Origin of the sequence: Flavobacterium hydatis (assembly GCF_000737695.1) — a bacterium.
GTDB classification, from domain to species: domain Bacteria; phylum Bacteroidota; class Bacteroidia; order Flavobacteriales; family Flavobacteriaceae; genus Flavobacterium; species Flavobacterium hydatis.
Genome location: NZ_JPRM01000003.1, coordinates 97,061 through 113,145 on the forward strand (window position 1 = coordinate 97,061; position 16,085 = coordinate 113,145).

Annotated in this window: 18 protein-coding genes; 13 read left to right on the forward strand and 5 right to left on the reverse strand. The window is 33.0% G+C overall.

All coding sequences use genetic code 11. From position 1 onward, the window contains the following. Nucleotides 1-696: a glycoside hydrolase family 78 protein gene (locus IW20_RS02520; protein ID WP_035618325.1), complete on the forward strand. Its 696-nt coding sequence runs from the start codon at nucleotides 1-3 to the stop codon at nucleotides 694-696. Nucleotides 697-779: 83 nt separating this feature from the next. On the opposite strand, the gene IW20_RS02525 is transcribed toward IW20_RS02520, so the two are convergent. After that, the gene (locus tag IW20_RS02525) at nucleotides 780-1,637 is read right to left on the reverse strand and encodes an MBL fold metallo-hydrolase (protein WP_035618797.1); all 858 of its coding nucleotides are present in this window, start codon (nucleotides 1,635-1,637) and stop codon (nucleotides 780-782) included. 256 nt (nucleotides 1,638-1,893) lie between these two features. Between IW20_RS02525 and IW20_RS02530 the strand changes: the two genes are divergently transcribed. The 6 genes from IW20_RS02530 to sufD all read left to right on the forward strand — a co-directional run bounded on the left by IW20_RS02530 (nucleotide 1,894) and on the right by sufD (nucleotide 6,390). After that, nucleotides 1,894-2,223, forward strand: coding sequence for a HesB/IscA family protein (locus tag IW20_RS02530; protein WP_035618328.1), 330 nt, complete (start codon nucleotides 1,894-1,896; stop codon nucleotides 2,221-2,223). Between the two features lie 96 nt (nucleotides 2,224-2,319). After that, a complete protein-coding gene (gene sufB / locus IW20_RS02535) occupies nucleotides 2,320-3,768 on the forward strand; it encodes a Fe-S cluster assembly protein SufB (RefSeq protein WP_035618331.1) in 1,449 nt (482 codons plus the stop codon). 18 nt (nucleotides 3,769-3,786) lie between these two features. Beyond that, nucleotides 3,787-3,978, forward strand: coding sequence for a DUF2683 family protein (locus IW20_RS02540; RefSeq protein WP_035618334.1), 192 nt, complete (start codon nucleotides 3,787-3,789; stop codon nucleotides 3,976-3,978). Continuing rightward, nucleotides 3,969-4,238 carry a Txe/YoeB family addiction module toxin gene (locus IW20_RS02545; RefSeq protein ID WP_035618337.1) on the forward strand — a complete coding sequence of 90 codons (270 nt, stop codon included), beginning with the start codon at nucleotides 3,969-3,971 and terminating at the stop codon, nucleotides 4,236-4,238. Before IW20_RS02540 ends, IW20_RS02545 begins: the two co-directional genes overlap by 10 nt. Before the next feature lie 22 nt (nucleotides 4,239-4,260). Continuing rightward, the gene (sufC, locus tag IW20_RS02550) at nucleotides 4,261-5,007 is read left to right on the forward strand and encodes a Fe-S cluster assembly ATPase SufC (RefSeq protein WP_035618340.1); all 747 of its coding nucleotides are present in this window, start codon (nucleotides 4,261-4,263) and stop codon (nucleotides 5,005-5,007) included. Between the two features lie 66 nt (nucleotides 5,008-5,073). After that, nucleotides 5,074-6,390 (forward strand): Fe-S cluster assembly protein SufD, encoded by a 1,317-nt coding sequence (gene sufD / locus IW20_RS02555; RefSeq protein ID WP_035618343.1) that lies wholly within the window; start codon nucleotides 5,074-5,076, stop codon nucleotides 6,388-6,390. 134 nt (nucleotides 6,391-6,524) lie between these two features. Here sufD and IW20_RS02560 read toward each other — a convergent pair whose 3' ends face one another. After that, nucleotides 6,525-7,868, reverse strand: coding sequence for a serine hydrolase domain-containing protein (locus tag IW20_RS02560; RefSeq protein WP_035618348.1), 1,344 nt, complete (start codon nucleotides 7,866-7,868; stop codon nucleotides 6,525-6,527). A gap of 324 nt (nucleotides 7,869-8,192) precedes the next feature. On the opposite strand from IW20_RS02560, the gene IW20_RS02565 reads away from it, so the two are divergent. From IW20_RS02565 to IW20_RS02590, 6 genes are all read left to right on the forward strand, one after another. After that, nucleotides 8,193-9,407: an aminotransferase class V-fold PLP-dependent enzyme gene (locus IW20_RS02565; protein ID WP_035618351.1), complete on the forward strand. Its 1,215-nt coding sequence runs from the start codon at nucleotides 8,193-8,195 to the stop codon at nucleotides 9,405-9,407. A gap of 83 nt (nucleotides 9,408-9,490) precedes the next feature. Beyond that, the gene (locus IW20_RS02570) at nucleotides 9,491-9,844 is read left to right on the forward strand and encodes a hypothetical protein (RefSeq protein ID WP_240478448.1); all 354 of its coding nucleotides are present in this window, start codon (nucleotides 9,491-9,493) and stop codon (nucleotides 9,842-9,844) included. A gap of 1 nt (nucleotide 9,845) precedes the next feature. After that, complete coding sequence (locus IW20_RS02575; protein ID WP_035618356.1) at nucleotides 9,846-10,271, forward strand: SufE family protein; 426 nt, start codon at nucleotides 9,846-9,848, stop codon at nucleotides 10,269-10,271. Nucleotides 10,272-10,383: 112 nt separating this feature from the next. Further along, nucleotides 10,384-10,707, forward strand: coding sequence for an SUF system Fe-S cluster assembly protein (locus IW20_RS02580; protein ID WP_035618360.1), 324 nt, complete (start codon nucleotides 10,384-10,386; stop codon nucleotides 10,705-10,707). A gap of 73 nt (nucleotides 10,708-10,780) precedes the next feature. Beyond that, on the forward strand, nucleotides 10,781-11,290 hold the full coding sequence (locus IW20_RS02585) for a DUF2480 family protein (RefSeq protein WP_035618363.1): 510 nt from the start codon (nucleotides 10,781-10,783) through the stop codon (nucleotides 11,288-11,290). An 81-nt stretch (nucleotides 11,291-11,371) separates the two neighbouring features. Continuing rightward, a complete protein-coding gene (locus tag IW20_RS02590; protein ID WP_035618367.1) occupies nucleotides 11,372-12,304 on the forward strand; it encodes a DUF3078 domain-containing protein in 933 nt (310 codons plus the stop codon). A gap of 39 nt (nucleotides 12,305-12,343) precedes the next feature. Here the strand turns inward: IW20_RS02590 and hflX are convergent, their stop codons facing one another. From hflX to IW20_RS02605, 3 genes are all read right to left on the reverse strand, one after another. Continuing rightward, complete coding sequence (gene hflX, locus IW20_RS02595) at nucleotides 12,344-13,579, reverse strand: GTPase HflX (RefSeq protein ID WP_035618371.1); 1,236 nt, start codon at nucleotides 13,577-13,579, stop codon at nucleotides 12,344-12,346. A gap of 107 nt (nucleotides 13,580-13,686) precedes the next feature. Beyond that, complete coding sequence (locus tag IW20_RS02600; RefSeq protein ID WP_240478449.1) at nucleotides 13,687-14,553, reverse strand: hypothetical protein; 867 nt, start codon at nucleotides 14,551-14,553, stop codon at nucleotides 13,687-13,689. A gap of 169 nt (nucleotides 14,554-14,722) precedes the next feature. Continuing rightward, the gene (locus IW20_RS02605; RefSeq protein WP_035618376.1) at nucleotides 14,723-16,075 is read right to left on the reverse strand and encodes a DUF5689 domain-containing protein; all 1,353 of its coding nucleotides are present in this window, start codon (nucleotides 16,073-16,075) and stop codon (nucleotides 14,723-14,725) included. Nucleotides 16,076-16,085 lie beyond the last annotated feature (10 nt).

Here is a 16,085-nt window from a genome sequence, read left to right on the forward strand (position 1 = left end):
ATGAAGAATTTAATATACCTATCCATCATTGGTTTTTTATTCACAGCTTGCGGCGGCAGCGGAGATGATTCAGACCCTACTCCCGAAGCAAATGTAGCACCAACAGCACCTGCATTAGTCCTTCCGGCAGATAATAAACTATGCGTAGACAATACTGTTTCGTTTCAATGGAAACTTTCTACAGATGTCAATAAAGACCTTATAACGTATCAAATTCAGGTAGCAAAAGACAATACGTTTATTCAAATCGTAAAAACAAACGAAGTTACAGTTGATAATTCTTCAATAACTTTAGATAAAAACACGGCATATTACTGGAGAGTAAAAGCTACTAACAGCAAAGGTTTATCTAGTACTTATTCGCCTACGTATAAGCTGTACACAACTGGTGAAGCTGTAGTGAATCATTTGCCGTTTTCTCCTGAATTAGTACAGCCTGCTATTAATTCTGTATTGAATACAACAACTGCAACTTTAAAATGGAAGGCGACAGATGTTGACGTAACAGATGTTCTAACTTATGATCTTTATTTTGGAAGAACAAATCCACCTACAGCAAAAATAAGCGAGAATACAAGTGCTACTTCATTTGATCTTACTCTTGAATCTTCAACTCAATATTTCTGGAAAGTTGTCGTAAAAGACAATAAAGGAGGAGAAACAATTGGACAAGTTTGGAAATTCAAAACCAACTAAAATTTTAATAATTACAATTAACTAAACTAAAAATCCCATTTTCAATATAATGAAAATGGGATTTTTTATGTTTTAATTTTCTTCTATAGAATCTCTTCGCAAGTAAAAACATCTTTAAGACGAATACCTTTTTCGGTATGTTCTACAGTTATGATCTGATTATGTGCATCGTGCTCCAAAAACAAATAATAGTTATTATCTGCTGCGGCAGTAAGGAATTTTGATTTTTCAGGCAATGTTAACAAAGGTCGCGTATCATAACCCATAACATACGGCAACGGGATATGTCCGGCTGTAGCCAATAAATCAGCACAAAAAACAATCGTCTTATCTTGATATTGAATATGTGGAATCATTTGTTTTTCGGTATGTCCATCAGCAAAGAAAATACCAAAACCAAGTTCAGACGTTGAAAGAAAATCACCTTCAGGTCTTTTTATAAAATTCAATTGGCCACTTTCCTGCATAGGCAAAATATTCTCAGACAAAAAAGAAGCTTTCTCACGAGCATTAGGATTCGTTGCCCATTCCCAATGATTTTCGTTACTCCAGAATTTTGCATTTTTAAATGCTGGCTCATATCCTGTTTTATTTGCGTTCCACTGTACACTTCCACCACAATGGTCAAAATGCAAATGCGTCATAAAAACATCAGTAATATCATCTCGATGAAAACCATATTGAGCCAATGATTTATCTATAGAATGTCCTCCCCAAAGCGAATAATATCCAAAAAACTTTTCAGTTTGCTTATCACCCATTCCGGTATCTATTAAAATAAGTTTGTTTCCGTCTTCAATAAGTAAACATCTTGCCCCGATATCTATTAAATTATTAGCATCGGCAGGATTGGTTTTATTCCAAATAGTTTTAGGCACAACGCCAAACATAGCACCTCCGTCTAACTTAAAATTTCCAGTTTCTATAGGATATAACTTCATTATTTTTTTTATTATAAAATTAGACATCAAAAAAGCAAAATCACGATATATTCAAAAAAACTATTAAATAGCACTTTAAATTATCAAAACTTTAAACTTTTTGAATAATCCTGCAATTTAACAAAATCCTTTCGCATTAAATCAAATCAAATAGACTTTATCTATTTTAACATTTGTTATAATAATGTGAACCGTTATGGAAAAAGGTTTTTATATAGTATCTTTGCAAATAATTTAGACAATAATCTATATAACAATGATAAAGGTTTCAGATACTGCCAAAAAGAAAATTATCGACTTGATGCAAGACGATGGTTTTGATGCCGCACATGACTACGTAAGAGTAGGCGTGAAAAGTGGTGGGTGCTCCGGTTTATCATATGATTTAAAATTTGACAAAACCAAAGGGGACGACGATAAAATATTTGTAGACAATGATATAACTATTGCTGTCGAGAAAAAATCATTTCTGTATTTAGCTGGAACAATATTAGAGTTCTCAGGTGGATTAAACGGAAAAGGATTTGTATTTAATAATCCAAACGCAAGCAGAACTTGTGGTTGTGGAGAATCTTTTTCTCTATAAATAATTAAATGATTGCAAAATTTAAAGATTTAAAAATTGCGTAAGTGATTTTAACATTTAAATCCTTCAATTTTTAAATCTTTCAATAAAAAAACAATGAGCAAATACACAGAAGACGACTTAAAAATCGAACTCGAAACTAAAGAATACGAATACGGATTTTATACAAATATAGAATCGGAAACGTTTCCTATTGGGCTAAACGAAGATATTGTTCGTGCCATTTCTCTAAAAAAAGAAGAACCTCAATGGATGACCGATTGGCGTATTGAAGCTTTTCGTGCATGGAAAGAAATGATTGAACCAGAATGGGCAAATGTGCGTTACGAAAAACCAGATTTTCAAGCCATTTCATATTACTCTGCTCCTAAGCAAGTAGATCCGAATAAAACATTAGACGATGTAGATCCAGAACTTTTAGAAATGTACAAAAAGTTAGGAATCTCTGTCGATGAACAAAAAATGATGAACAATGTCGCTATGGATATTGTTGTCGATTCTGTTTCTGTTGCAACTACTTTCAAAAAAACATTGGGAGAAAAAGGTATTATTTTTTGCCCAATTTCAGAAGCAATTAAAGAACATCCAGAATTAGTTCGTAAATATTTAGGAACAGTTGTACCTCAAAAAGACAACTTTTATGCGGCATTAAATTCAGCTGTTTTCTCTGACGGAAGTTTCTGTTATATTCCAAAAGGCGTTCGTTGCCCAATGGAACTTTCAACTTATTTCCGAATCAACCAGGCTGGAACTGGACAATTCGAGAGAACATTAGTTATCGCAGACGAAGGAAGTTATGTATCATACCTTGAAGGTTGTACAGCACCAAGTCGTGACGAAAACCAACTACACGCAGCTGTTGTAGAATTAATCGCTTTAGATGATGCCGAGATTAAATACTCGACTGTACAAAACTGGTATCCTGGAAATAAAGAAGGAAAAGGTGGAGTTTTTAATTTTGTAACCAAAAGAGGTTTATGCGAAACTAACGCAAAAATTTCATGGACTCAGGTTGAAACTGGTTCTGCTGTTACTTGGAAATATCCTTCTTGCGTTTTAAAAGGTGACAATTCAGTAGGAGAATTTTATTCAATTGCTGTTACCAATAACTACCAACAAGCAGATACTGGAACAAAAATGATTCATTTAGGAAAAAACACTAAATCGACTATCATTTCTAAAGGTATTTCGGCTGGAAAATCACAAAATAGCTACCGCGGATTAGTACAAATAAGCCCTCGAGCAGATAATGCTAGAAATTTTTCTCAATGTGATTCCCTTTTAATGGGTAACAATTGCGGTGCACATACTTTTCCTTATATTGAAAGCAAAAATCCTTCTGCAAAAATAGAACACGAAGCTACAACAAGTAAAATTGGTGAAGACCAGGTTTTTTACTGTAACCAACGTGGAATTCCAACTGAAAAAGCAATTGCATTAATCGTAAATGGTTTCAGCAAAGACGTTTTAAATAAATTGCCAATGGAATTTGCTGTAGAAGCACAAAAATTATTAGAAATTTCTTTGGAAGGTTCTGTAGGATAAATTAAAAAACAATCAGTTATGGACGTCATTTTAAAAAATGTAAAGAAAAAAGATTTTCCTGTTTTAAAATCATTAGCTAAGTCTCTTGGTTTTGAAATCATTGAAGAAAAACCATACAATCCTGAATTTGTAAAAGAAATTTTGGATGCTGAAAAAAGCATCGAAGAAGGCAAAGGAGTAAAAATAAAACTGGAAGACTTGTGGAAGTAATTTATTCCGAAAAGGCCCAAAAAGACAGAGAATATTGGAAAAAATCCGGCAATAAAGCAATTATGAATAAAATCACTGCTTTAATTAAAGATATTCAATTACATCCTTTTGAAGGAATTGGAAAACCGGAACAACTGAAACACCAATTATCTGGAAGATGGTCAAGAAGAATAAATCAAGAACACAGAATAATCTATAGAATTACCGAAGAAAACACAATCGAAATATTAAATATCCTTTCTTTAAAAGGGCATTATTAAAAGAAAAAACACATTAATAAAGATGTTATCAATAAAAAACCTTCACGCCTCAATTGGCGATAAAGAAATTCTTAAAGGAATTAACATAGAAGTTAAAGCTGGCGAAGTACATGCCATCATGGGACCAAACGGTTCTGGAAAAAGTACCCTTTCAGCAGTAATTGCTGGAAACGAAAACTACGAAGTAACACAAGGTGAAGTTTTTCTTGACGGAGAAGATTTAGCCGATTTAGCACCAGAAGAAAGAGCACATAAAGGTGTTTTTCTTTCTTTTCAATATCCTGTAGAAATCCCTGGAGTAAGTGTAACAAACTTCATGAGAACTGCAATTAACGAAACTCGTAAAGCAAACGGACAAGAGGAAATGCCGGCTAACGAAATGCTGAAAGTAATTCGTGAGAAATCTGAATTATTAGAAATTGACCGTAAGTTTTTATCACGTTCTCTTAACGAAGGTTTTTCTGGTGGAGAGAAAAAACGTAATGAAATTTTTCAAATGGCAATGTTGGAGCCAAAACTAGCAATCCTTGACGAAACAGATTCAGGTTTAGATATCGATGCATTAAGAATTGTTGCTAATGGTGTTAACAAACTAAAAAGCGACAAAAACGCAATTATCGTTATCACACACTACCAACGTTTATTAGATTATATCGTTCCAGATTTCGTACACGTCCTTTACAATGGAAAAATTGTAAAATCTGGCGGAAAAGAATTGGCCTACGAGCTTGAAGAAAAAGGATACGACTGGATTAAAGCAGAGAATTAGTTTGCAGTTACAGTTTACAGTTTACAAAACTCATAACTCATAACTCCTAACTTACAACTAACAAAAATGGATTTAAAAGAAAAATTAGTATCGTCTTTTATGGCTTTTGAAGAAAGTGTTGATGTAAATTCAGACCTTCACGAAATCAGAACACAAGCGATAAAAAACTTCGAGAATAAAGGTTTCCCAACTAAAAAAGAAGAAGCTTGGAAATATACATCGTTAAATGCCATCCTAAAAAATGACTTTACAGTATTTCCTAAACAAGAAAATGCAATCGAATTCAACCAAGTAAAGAAGTATTTCATTCACGAAATAGATACCTACAAAGTAGTATTCATCGATGGTGTTTTCAGTTCACATTTATCTTCGACCACGCATGACGGAATTGATGTTTGCTTAATGTCTTCGGCATTGACCAAACCTAAATATAAAATGATTATTGATAAATACTTTAATCAAATCGCCAATAAAGAAGATAGCTTAACTTCTTTAAACACGGCATTTGCAGTTGAAGGAGCTTATATCAATATCCCAAAAAAGAAAGTAGCTGCTAAACCTATTGAAATCATGTATTTCTCTACAGGTAATGAAGCTGCACTTATGGTTCAACCAAGAAACCTGGTAATCGTGGGTGAAAATTCACATGTGCAAATCATTGAGCGCCACCAGAGTTTAAACGAAAACCCAGTTTTAACCAATTCTGTTACAGAGATTTTTGCTGAAAAACGCGCCATTATCGATTATTACAAAATTCAAAACGATAATAGTGAAGCCAATTTGATAGACAACACTTTTGTTTCTCAACAGCAAGAAAGTCATGCATCGGTTCATACATTTTCATTTGGTGGAAACTTAACCCGAAACAATCTTAATTTCTATCACTTTGGTGAAAGATTAACAAGTACGTTAAACGGAATAACTATTATAGGTGAGAAACAACACGTAGATCACTATACATTGGTAAAACACGCTACACCAAACTGCGAAAGTTTCCAAGATTACAAAGGAATCTTTACAGACCGTGCTATAGGAGTTTTTAACGGTAAAGTATTAGTTGAAAAAGAAGCGCAAAAAACAAATGCATTCCAAAAAAGCAACAATATTTTATTGAGCGATAAAGCAACTATAAATGCAAAACCTCAATTAGAAATTTTTGCCGATGATGTAAAATGTTCTCACGGTTGTACAGTTGGGCAATTAGACGAAACAGCAATGTTCTACATGCAATCTCGTGGAATTCCTCAAAAAGAAGCTAAGGCATTACTTATGTACGCATTCTCGAATGCTGTTATAGAAAGCATCAAAATACCTGAATTAAAAAAGCGAATCACTACAATTATTGCCAGCAAATTAGGCGTAAAAATGGGATTTGATTTATAATAGAATTTAACTGGAAGCTTTGCTGATTTAACCGCAAAGCTCACAAAGGTTTACGCAAAGGGCGCTAGTTTAGTAATTAAACTTAGCGCCCTTTGCGATTTTCTTCTTTGCGAACTTTGCGGTTAAATATTTCATTATTTAATTGCAGAAACTACCTCCTTCAAAAACACATTAAAATCGAATTCAAGATCGTCCGTTAAACCCATTCTCACGATTACTAAATCTAAAGATGGAATAATAAATACTTTCTGACCTTGAAAACCACTACAGTAAAACATATCTCGAGGAGCATCCTTATACTTTCCTCCTGCATTTAACCAAAATTGAGCCCCGTAATCACCATTTGATGTATTGGTCGGTGTAGATACATATTTCACCCAACTTTCGTCGAGAATTTGCTCTCCATTCCAATTTCCTTTATGCAAATACAACAAACCTAATTTCGACCAATCTCTAGTCGTAGCCCAAGCATAAGAAGAACCCACATAATTACCAACCATATCCGTTTCGATAACCGTAGAGTTCATTCCTATTTTATCTATTAAACCCGAATACCAAAAATCAAGATATTCCTGATGTGTTTTAAATTGCTTTCTTAAAATAGCCGATAGTAAATTACTTGTTCCCGAAGAATAGTTCCAATGTGTATTCGGTTTAAACATAGCGGGCTTCTCTAACTGCACTTTTGCCATATCTTCAGATCCAAAAAGCATAATAGTAGCATCACAAATTGTATTATAATTCTCGACCCACTCTAAACCCGAGTTCATATGAAGCAAATCGTTGGTTGTAATATTTTTACGTTCATCATTTTGCCATTCGGCTATTGGCGCAGGCTTATAAATATCAAACTTTTTTTGCGCTTGTAAAACTCCAAACATAGTTCCTGTAATACTCTTAGTCATAGACCAACCAAGTAATTTACTGTTTTTAGTAAAGCCATCCGCATACTTTTCGGCAACTAATTTATCTTTATACAAGACCAAAACTGATCGTGATCTTTTCGTTTTTCCTCCTGCTACATCAAAAGCATTTGAAACAGCTTTATTCAATTTTGCATAGTCAATATTAGTAAACACTGTATCCTTTGGCTCATTATTCCCGTAAGGGAATGGCAAATTATTTACCAGTTTAGCTCTTTTAGGAACTTCGTATGGTTTGGTTACATCAAAATTATCATTAATCAAGGTCGCTCCGATACCTTCACGATATATTGCTTTCCGTTCTTTTAAACCGTAGACATTTGAAGTAACAAATTTTCTCGCTTCATTGATTTTACTTGTAGCCAAATCAAGTAGAGGGATATCATTATCCTCTTTCTCTATAGATTCTAGCGAACGATTATCGATAAAATGGCATGATGCAATACTTTTGGATGTAAAGCCAGAGATCAAATCAAGCTTGGGGTAAGTAGTAAATCTGAAATAAACAATTATTATAACCAGAAGAAGAACGAGAAGTTTTAAGATTTTTTTCATACTAAGATTATATTTATTTATAAATGACTCGAACAATAGCAAACAAGCAAAGTAATATGACAATACCGACCCTAATTATGATTTTGAAATAAGGTAATTTCACAAAATCATAGGTTAATTTACACTGCAATATAATTATAATTTCTTCATAAATTAACTTTGAAACCATTCAAAATCAAATACAAACCACTAAAAAATATCAAATACGCAAGACAACATTGTATTTAATGGGATTATTTAAAACCAGAAAAGGAAATTTAGCAATTGCTATTTAAAACAATTTAGTTTTAGTACTTTTGTATGTAGAATTTTTCTAAATAAGATATGCTAGATATTCATAAAATAAGAGCTGAGTTTCCGATACTTTCACAAAAAGTAAACGGGAAACCTTTGGTATACTTTGATAATGGTGCAACATCACAAAAACCACAAGTTGTGATTGATGCAATTTCAAAATATTATCAAGAGATTAATGCAAACATACACCGTGGAGTACATACTTTGAGCCAGTTAGCAACCGATGCTTACGAAATTTCAAGGGTAAAAATCCAACATCATATTAATGCCAAACTTTTGCACGAAGTTCTTTTTACTTCGGGAACAACTCATGGGATTAATTTAGTGGCAAATGGTTTTGCTTCTATATTAAAACCTGGAGATGAAGTAATGGTTTCGGCTTTAGAACATCACAGTAATATTGTGCCTTGGCAAATGTTATGCGAGAAAACCGGTGCTATTCTTAAAGTGATTCCGATGAATCAGGACGGAGAACTTGATATTATCGCATACGAATCATTATTATCTGATAAAACCAAAATTGTAACTGTAAACCATATTTCGAATGCATTGGGAACAATCAATCCGATAAAATATATGATTGAGAAAGCTCATGCAGTTGGCGCAGCAGTTTTAATAGATGGTGCACAAGCAGTTCCGCATTTAAAACCTGATGTTCAGGATTTAGATTGTGACTTTTATGCATTTTCAGGACATAAAATGTGCGGACCTACAGGAACTGGAATTTTATACGGAAAAGAAAGTTGGTTAAACAAATTACCTCCTTATCAAGGTGGTGGTGAAATGATTAAAGAAGTTACTTTCGAAAAAACCACTTATGCTGATTTACCTCATAAATTTGAAGCCGGAACGCCAAATATTGCTGGCGGAATTGTTTTAGGAACTGCGGTAGATTACATGAATAGTATCGGTTTTGAGAATATTCAACAACAAGAAAATGAATTATTAGCTCATGCTACAAAACAATTACTTGAAATTGAAGGTTTAAAAATTTATGGTACTGGTAAAGAAAAAGCTTCGGTTATTTCATTCAACATCGACGGAATTCATCCTTATGATATTGGTTCGATAATTGATAAATTAGGAATTGCTGTGCGAACAGGACATCACTGTGCACAACCGATTATGAATTACTTTGAAATTCCTGGAACTATTAGAGCATCTTTCTCTTTTTATAACACAAAAGAAGAGATTGATTTAATGGTCGAAGCAGTAAAAAAAGCCAAAACAATGCTATCTTAACAACACGACATATGAAAATACTATCTTTTTTACTTCTGACAATTTTTATAGGAAACAGCTGTGCTAGCCAAAAGAATACAGATATGAGTACAACACAGATAGAATATTCGGCTATGTCACGAGGTTATTATCAGAAGGTTGTGGTAAAGGACCAAATGGTTACTATCACAAAAAGCAGAGGCGAAGAACCTGTAGCCAACAAAATAAATGGAATGCAATGGGCAAAAATTACTTCTGAATTTAAAAAAATAAATCTAGAAGCTATTCCAAATTTAAAAGCACCTACCGAAAAACGTTTTCATGATGGAGCTGCCATTGCAAATTTAAAAATAACGCAGAACGGAAAAACCTATGAAACTAAAGGATTTGATGATGGTTTTCCGCCAGCAGAAATAGAAAAATTAGTAACTTTATTAGTTGCTTTTACTCAAGAATAAAATGACAATAAAAGAAATACAAGACGAAATAGTCGATGAGTTTTCAATGTTTGATGATTGGATGCAACGCTATGAATACATTATCGAACTTGGTAAAAATCTTCCATTAATAAAAGAAGAATATAAAACAGACGAAAACCTAATTAAAGGTTGTCAGTCGAAAGTTTGGCTTCAAGGTGAACAGAATGGTGACAAAGTTGTTTTTACAGCCGATAGTGATGCTATTTTAACCAAAGGTATAATTGCAATCTTAATTAGAGCTTTCTCTAACCAAAAAGCAGAAGATATCCTAAAAGCAGATGTTGATTTTATTGATGAAATCGGATTAAAAGAGCATTTATCCGCAACACGTGCAAACGGTTTGGTTTCGATGATCAAAAACATCAAAATGTACGCTTTAGCATTCGACTCGAAAAACAAAAATTAAATAGGTCGAATTTTAAACCATTAAGCTATTAAGTTTCATTAAGTACTAAGCTTAATATCTTAATGGTAAAAAAATAAAAACACTGAGTGTTGAAAAATACAAAAACAAAAAAATGGAACAAGAAATAGACACTAACGAATTAGGCGAATCAATCGTAAAAATTTTAAAAACAATTTACGACCCTGAGATTCCTGTAGATATATACGAGTTAGGATTAATTTATGATGTAATGGTAAACACTGATTACGAAGTAAAAATCTTAATGACACTTACATCTCCAAACTGTCCAGTAGCCGAAAGTTTACCAAGAGAAGTTGAAGAGAAAGTAAAATCTATCGATAACGTAAAAGATGCTGAAGTTGAAATAACTTTTGACCCGCCTTGGAGCAAAGAGTTAATGAGCGAAGAAGCTAAATTAGAATTAGGAATGCTTTAAAAAAGTATACAGTTTACAGGCTCAGTCGCAGTGAAATACTGTGACTGAAACTGTGACTGAAAACTAAATAAAAATGGAAGAAATAATCAATAAAGTTGCCAATAGTACTTTAGAAGTTTTTGACCTAGAGGATTATTATCCAAAAGGATTACGTGCGCAAATTGATATTTCGCAATGGCTTCTGGAAGGTTTTCTTTTAAAAGAAAAAGACTTTCGTGAACACCTTAAAAATCACAATTGGTCACAATACCAAGATGCTTATGTAGCAATTAATTGCAGCACAGACGCGATAGTTCCAGCTTGGGCTTCTATTTTGGTTGCTGTACAATTAGCTCCATTTGCTAAAAAAATTGTTAATGGTACATTAGAAGATTTAGATTCTAGTTTATATGAAGAAATTCTGCGTAACCTTGATTATTCAGCATATAAAGGTAAACCTGTCATAATAAAAGGATGTTCTAAAAAACCTGTTCCTACACGTGCTTACATCTTAGCGGCACATTATTTACAACCTTTTGCAAGGAGCATTATGTATGGTGAAGCGTGTTCTGCCGTGCCTTTGTACAAAGAAAATAAGAAATAAATTACAAATAAAATTAAGTAAGCTTTAACAACTTCAGGGTTTTTAGTATATTTGTTTAAATCAACTTTTAAACAGGATCATATGAAAAATCTTCTTCAACTCCTTTTTATCTTCCTAACAAGCATAACGTTTGTTGAGGCACAGAACACAGAAAAAGAATTAGTAAAAAACACAGAAAAAGCGGTAAAATTCATATCCGACACTACTGGAAATGGATGGAAAAGCACTGGGAATATCTCATTCCTTTTTAACCAATCTAATTTTAATAACTGGATTGCTGGTGGTGAAAACAACGTATCAGGAAACTTAGGTCTTAATTACAACATTAACTACAAGAAAGATGACATTAGTTGGGACAATAAAATCCTGGCTTCTTATGGAATCTTACAAACCGAAAATTCTGATTTTGAGAAAAAGACGGATGACCGTTTAGAAATTAATTCTATTTACGGAAAAAGGGCATTCGGAAATTGGTATTACTCCTTTTTTGGTAATTTCAGAACACAGTTTACTAAAGGATATGTTTACGGACAAGATGCAAATGGTGCAGAAATAAGAACTGAGAACACTAATTTCATGTCTCCGGGTTATCTTACTTTTGGTCCAGGTATTTTCTGGAAGAAAGATGACAATCTAAAATTAAACTTTGCTCCTGTAACCTCAAAAATGACTTTTGTAGACAAATTATACACTTCTGAAGTCGGATATGTCGATGAATCGTATTTTGGCGTTAAAGCGAACAAAAGGATGCGTTATGAGCTTGGTTTCTATGCTTCGGCATATTACAAACTTAATATAATGACAAACGTTTCTGCAGAGAACATTTTAAACCTATATTCTAATTACTTAGAAGATCCTCAGAATGTAGATATTGATTACTCATTAAACATTGTAATGAAAATCAATAAATTCTTGTCGACCAATTTATCTTTTCAAGCAATTTATGACGACAATGCTTTTCAAGGGTTTCAAACCAGAGAAGTATTTGGTTTAGGAATCAACTACTTATTCTAAAACATAAAAAAAGCGCTTACAAATTGTAAGCGCTTTTTTTTAATCTTCGTCTTCTTCTTTCTCTATTGCATCTTTATAATCTGGATACAAAAACTTATTGTATGGGAATCGGGTTATATGAATTTGTCTAACAGCTTCATAAACGCGCTCTCTAAACTCTTCGAAGTTTTCTTTATTGGTAGCAGAAATGAACAAAGCATTTTGCTCTCCTAAGCGGTGCATCCAAGTAGTTTTCCACTCTTCGAGTGTATAATGTCTTGGTGTTTTTTCGGTAATTAAATCGTCCTCGTCGATTGTTAAATGTTTGTAAGCATCTATCTTATTAAAAACCATGATAACTGGTTTATCGTGAGCTTTAATATCTAACAAGGTTTGATTTACAGATTCTATATGATCTTCAAAATCAGGATGAGAAATATCTACAATATGCAGTAGTAAATCGGCTTCACGAACCTCATCTAGTGTACTCTTAAAAGAATCTACTAATTGAGTTGGTAATTTACGAATAAACCCTACCGTGTCCGAAAGCAAAAAAGGTAAGTTCTTAATAACTACTTTACGAACAGTTGTGTCCAAAGTAGCAAACAGTTTATTCTCTACAAAAACATCACTTTTACCAACTGCATTCATCAATGTCGATTTACCAACATTGGTATATCCTACCAAAGCCACACGAACCATTGCACCACGATTACTACGTTGCACGCCCATTTGCTTATCGATAGTTTTTATTTTTTCTTTCAATAATGCAATTCGGTCACGAACGATACGCCTGTCAGTCTCAATTTCGGTTTCACCAGGTCCACGCATTCCGATACCTCCTTTTTGACGTTCTAAGTGTGTCCACATTCCAGAAAGTCTAGGTAATAAATACTGACATTGCGCTAATTCTACTTGAGTTCTCGCATAAGAAGTTTCGGCTCTTTGAGCAAAAATATCTAATATAAGGTGCGTTCTATCAAGGATTTTACAATCTATAATTTTGGATATATTCTTTTGTTGAGATGGTGATAATTCGTCATCAAATACTAGAGTCGAAATACCATATTCTTTTACAAAAAGATTGATTTCGTCTATTTTACCTGTTCCAACAAAAGTTTTAGGATTCGGACGTTCCATTTTCTGCGTAAAGCGTTTTATAACTTCTCCGCCAGCGGTAAAAGTCAAAAACTCTAACTCGTCCAGATATTCATTTAACTTTTCTTCACTTTGATTTTGAGTTACAATCCCAACAATGGCTGTTTTTTCAAAATTTAGTACTTCTTTTTCTAACATAACTTTAAATAAGCTACAAATTTAGTGATTTGCAAGGTACTAAAGCCAATTGAAGTCTTTTTTTAAATATAAAACCAAAGACTTCAATCGCTATTAAGTAATTCTTTTTATTCGTAAATGTATGTTTTATCAATTTTTACAATACCATTTTGCTCTAAAAATGAAGATGATATTGGATAATTTGAAGCATTATACTTGTATTTTCCTGTAACTCCAGTGTAATTTGTAGAAGATGGAATAAAGGCTAATTCATTATTATAAGAGATAGACTCAAAGTCAAACTCTTCTTCATGAAAAGAAATTAATGGTACAATTACTTTATAGTTTGGACCAAATAAATTCTGAACAATTAATAAATCAACTGATTTTTTATCATCGAAAGTAAAATTATTAAACATTTTTTCTCCAAGTACTCCTTTGTGTCTTATAACATTATCATTAGAATACACATATTCGACTTTATTAAAAATCTGCTGATTTCTATCTCTAGAGGAACGTCTAATGATAAGTCCGTTTTCAACCACGTATTCAATATCCTCAATTACGGTATGAACATTACTTTTTTTGGTAATGGCTTTTATTCTTGCGCCTTCGTAAGTCATTGTTACTGTCTTGGTAACAGACTCACCATTCTCATCATATTTTTTTAAGAACTTGGTAATTCTGTCGTCTTTGTCATAACTATAATTTACAACCTCTTTCCAGTTACTTCCAACTCTTTCTTTTACAGTCATATCCAAAAGTCCTTTTGGATTATAAAAAAAACTTTGTACAACGTCAGATGTTTTAATTGTTAAGAGTTTACCATCCTTAAACAAAACCGTTTTGTTTTCAATCTCACCACTTTTTAGATCGCGGTAATTGGTCTTTACGACATTAATTTGCTTTAACTTAACTTGATTTTCTTGATCTTGACTGTGGATCAAACATTGAAAAGCCATCATAAAAATGGCAATGAAGTAGTTTTTCATCATGGTATTTATATCGATTTGGGATGACCAAAATACAAAAATCATCGAAAGAATACCGTCTTTACTTTTAAAAAACTAAGTCATATAACAAATCCTTAAAACAAGATTTAATTTATCATTTGAATACCAGTGCTTTACAATCATTTCAAATAATTCAATAAAATTACAATCACTACTTATCTCCTACAATTACAACATCGTCTACCATAAAAGCTCCGTTAAGCGTTTTATCTTTACCTGACCCAATATATTTAAATGCAACATGAATATTTCCTGAGTAAGCAGATAAATCGATCCCACCAGAACTTATAAACTGACGGGTAGGCGTTGATAACGAGGCAACTTTTGCCGTTAATTTTATCCATTTAGCCTTAGAAATATTAGAGCCATCAAAATTATTTGATACATAGACTTCTAAAGAATTTAATGGAGAATCGACTTTTAAATCATGTTGTGCACTCCTAAAAGATAATGTAGCGTTTTTATAATCAGCGGTGTTGATTTTAGGCGAAACCAACCAAGCAACGTTTTCGGCTGCTGTGGTGCTTGTGGTATTAAACTCAGCATAACCATTACCAGCATAAACAATACTTTTCCATAATTTGGTAGCCTTTTCGACAATATTACTCCAACCTGGTAAACTAAAATTCACATTGTGTTTGACTGATTGAAAATCTTCTGAGAAAAACGGAATAGTTCTCTTCCCCTCCATTACTACATCTTTTTCTGAGCGTACCATTATTTGATAATCAGTACCGAATTTTGTCAATATTCCTCGTACTGTTCCACTTCCGTTTGGCACTAAACTATTTGCAAAATCGGCATAACTGCTGGTTCTAAAAATAACCTGATTGCCTGATTTATCTCGCAAATTCCAATTGGTAGCACCTCCTACATTATTTGCTTCTTCAAAATAATGGCGTCCTAATGCAGCATCGGCAAATTGAACATCAGACAATTGTACGAGCGTATTTATATTACTATCATTTAACAATTCTGACATTGAAAGGGAACGAACTAACATGCTTTCATCAATTACAGTACATGAAGTATTCAATACATTTTTATACTCATTTTGCGCAATTCTACCAACTGTTGCTTCTCCATAAGCATTAACATATAAACTCCCAATTCTCATTCCGCCATAGTAAATATCAGTAAATTGGTTTTTTAATTTTATAAACACCTTACTCCCTATTCTATAATCGATATAAGAGTTTGTCGCGTCAAAACCTATACTAAATCCTTGTGCAACGCCATTTATGGGTATTGTTTGAAAAGAAATTGTTTTAAAAAAATTACCCGATTCGTCACTAGAAACTACATATCCTTCTATAATATCATCATATAAATATTTTGCTGCAACAGGATTAGCCGCATTGTAAATTTCGGCAACTGTTTTATTTACGGTTAAGTTAGGCTGATTACAAGTGAGCTCAGGAATTGCTGTTTCATCTCCTGCGCAACCAAAAAAAGCAAGAATCACAATTACTAAAAAACACGATGAGTTATATTTATTCTTCATATTAAATACA

What these genes read in the sequence shown, in the direction of transcription:
- IW20_RS02560 (WP_035618348.1), bottom strand. Translation starts at nt 7,868, where the DNA reads ATGAAAAAAATCTTAAAACTTCTCGTTCTTCTTCTGGTTATAATAATT.
- IW20_RS02570 (WP_240478448.1), top strand. Translation starts at nt 9,491, where the DNA reads ATGAGTACAACACAGATAGAATATTCGGCTATGTCACGAGGTTATTAT.
- IW20_RS02530 (WP_035618328.1), top strand. Translation starts at nt 1,894, where the DNA reads ATGATAAAGGTTTCAGATACTGCCAAAAAGAAAATTATCGACTTGATG.
- IW20_RS02565 (WP_035618351.1), top strand. Translation starts at nt 8,193, where the DNA reads ATGCTAGATATTCATAAAATAAGAGCTGAGTTTCCGATACTTTCACAA.
- IW20_RS02590 (WP_035618367.1), top strand. Translation starts at nt 11,372, where the DNA reads ATGAAAAATCTTCTTCAACTCCTTTTTATCTTCCTAACAAGCATAACG.
- IW20_RS02580 (WP_035618360.1), top strand. Translation starts at nt 10,384, where the DNA reads ATGGAACAAGAAATAGACACTAACGAATTAGGCGAATCAATCGTAAAA.
- sufC (WP_035618340.1), top strand. Translation starts at nt 4,261, where the DNA reads ATGTTATCAATAAAAAACCTTCACGCCTCAATTGGCGATAAAGAAATT.
- IW20_RS02575 (WP_035618356.1), top strand. Translation starts at nt 9,846, where the DNA reads ATGACAATAAAAGAAATACAAGACGAAATAGTCGATGAGTTTTCAATG.
- IW20_RS02600 (WP_240478449.1), bottom strand. Translation starts at nt 14,553, where the DNA reads ATGATGAAAAACTACTTCATTGCCATTTTTATGATGGCTTTTCAATGT.
- hflX (WP_035618371.1), bottom strand. Translation starts at nt 13,579, where the DNA reads ATGTTAGAAAAAGAAGTACTAAATTTTGAAAAAACAGCCATTGTTGGG.
- IW20_RS02605 (WP_035618376.1), bottom strand. Translation starts at nt 16,075, where the DNA reads ATGAAGAATAAATATAACTCATCGTGTTTTTTAGTAATTGTGATTCTT.
- IW20_RS02520 (WP_035618325.1), top strand. Translation starts at nt 1, where the DNA reads ATGAAGAATTTAATATACCTATCCATCATTGGTTTTTTATTCACAGCT.
- IW20_RS02540 (WP_035618334.1), top strand. Translation starts at nt 3,787, where the DNA reads ATGGACGTCATTTTAAAAAATGTAAAGAAAAAAGATTTTCCTGTTTTA.
- sufD (WP_035618343.1), top strand. Translation starts at nt 5,074, where the DNA reads ATGGATTTAAAAGAAAAATTAGTATCGTCTTTTATGGCTTTTGAAGAA.
- IW20_RS02525 (WP_035618797.1), bottom strand. Translation starts at nt 1,637, where the DNA reads ATGAAGTTATATCCTATAGAAACTGGAAATTTTAAGTTAGACGGAGGT.
- IW20_RS02585 (WP_035618363.1), top strand. Translation starts at nt 10,781, where the DNA reads ATGGAAGAAATAATCAATAAAGTTGCCAATAGTACTTTAGAAGTTTTT.
- sufB (WP_035618331.1), top strand. Translation starts at nt 2,320, where the DNA reads ATGAGCAAATACACAGAAGACGACTTAAAAATCGAACTCGAAACTAAA.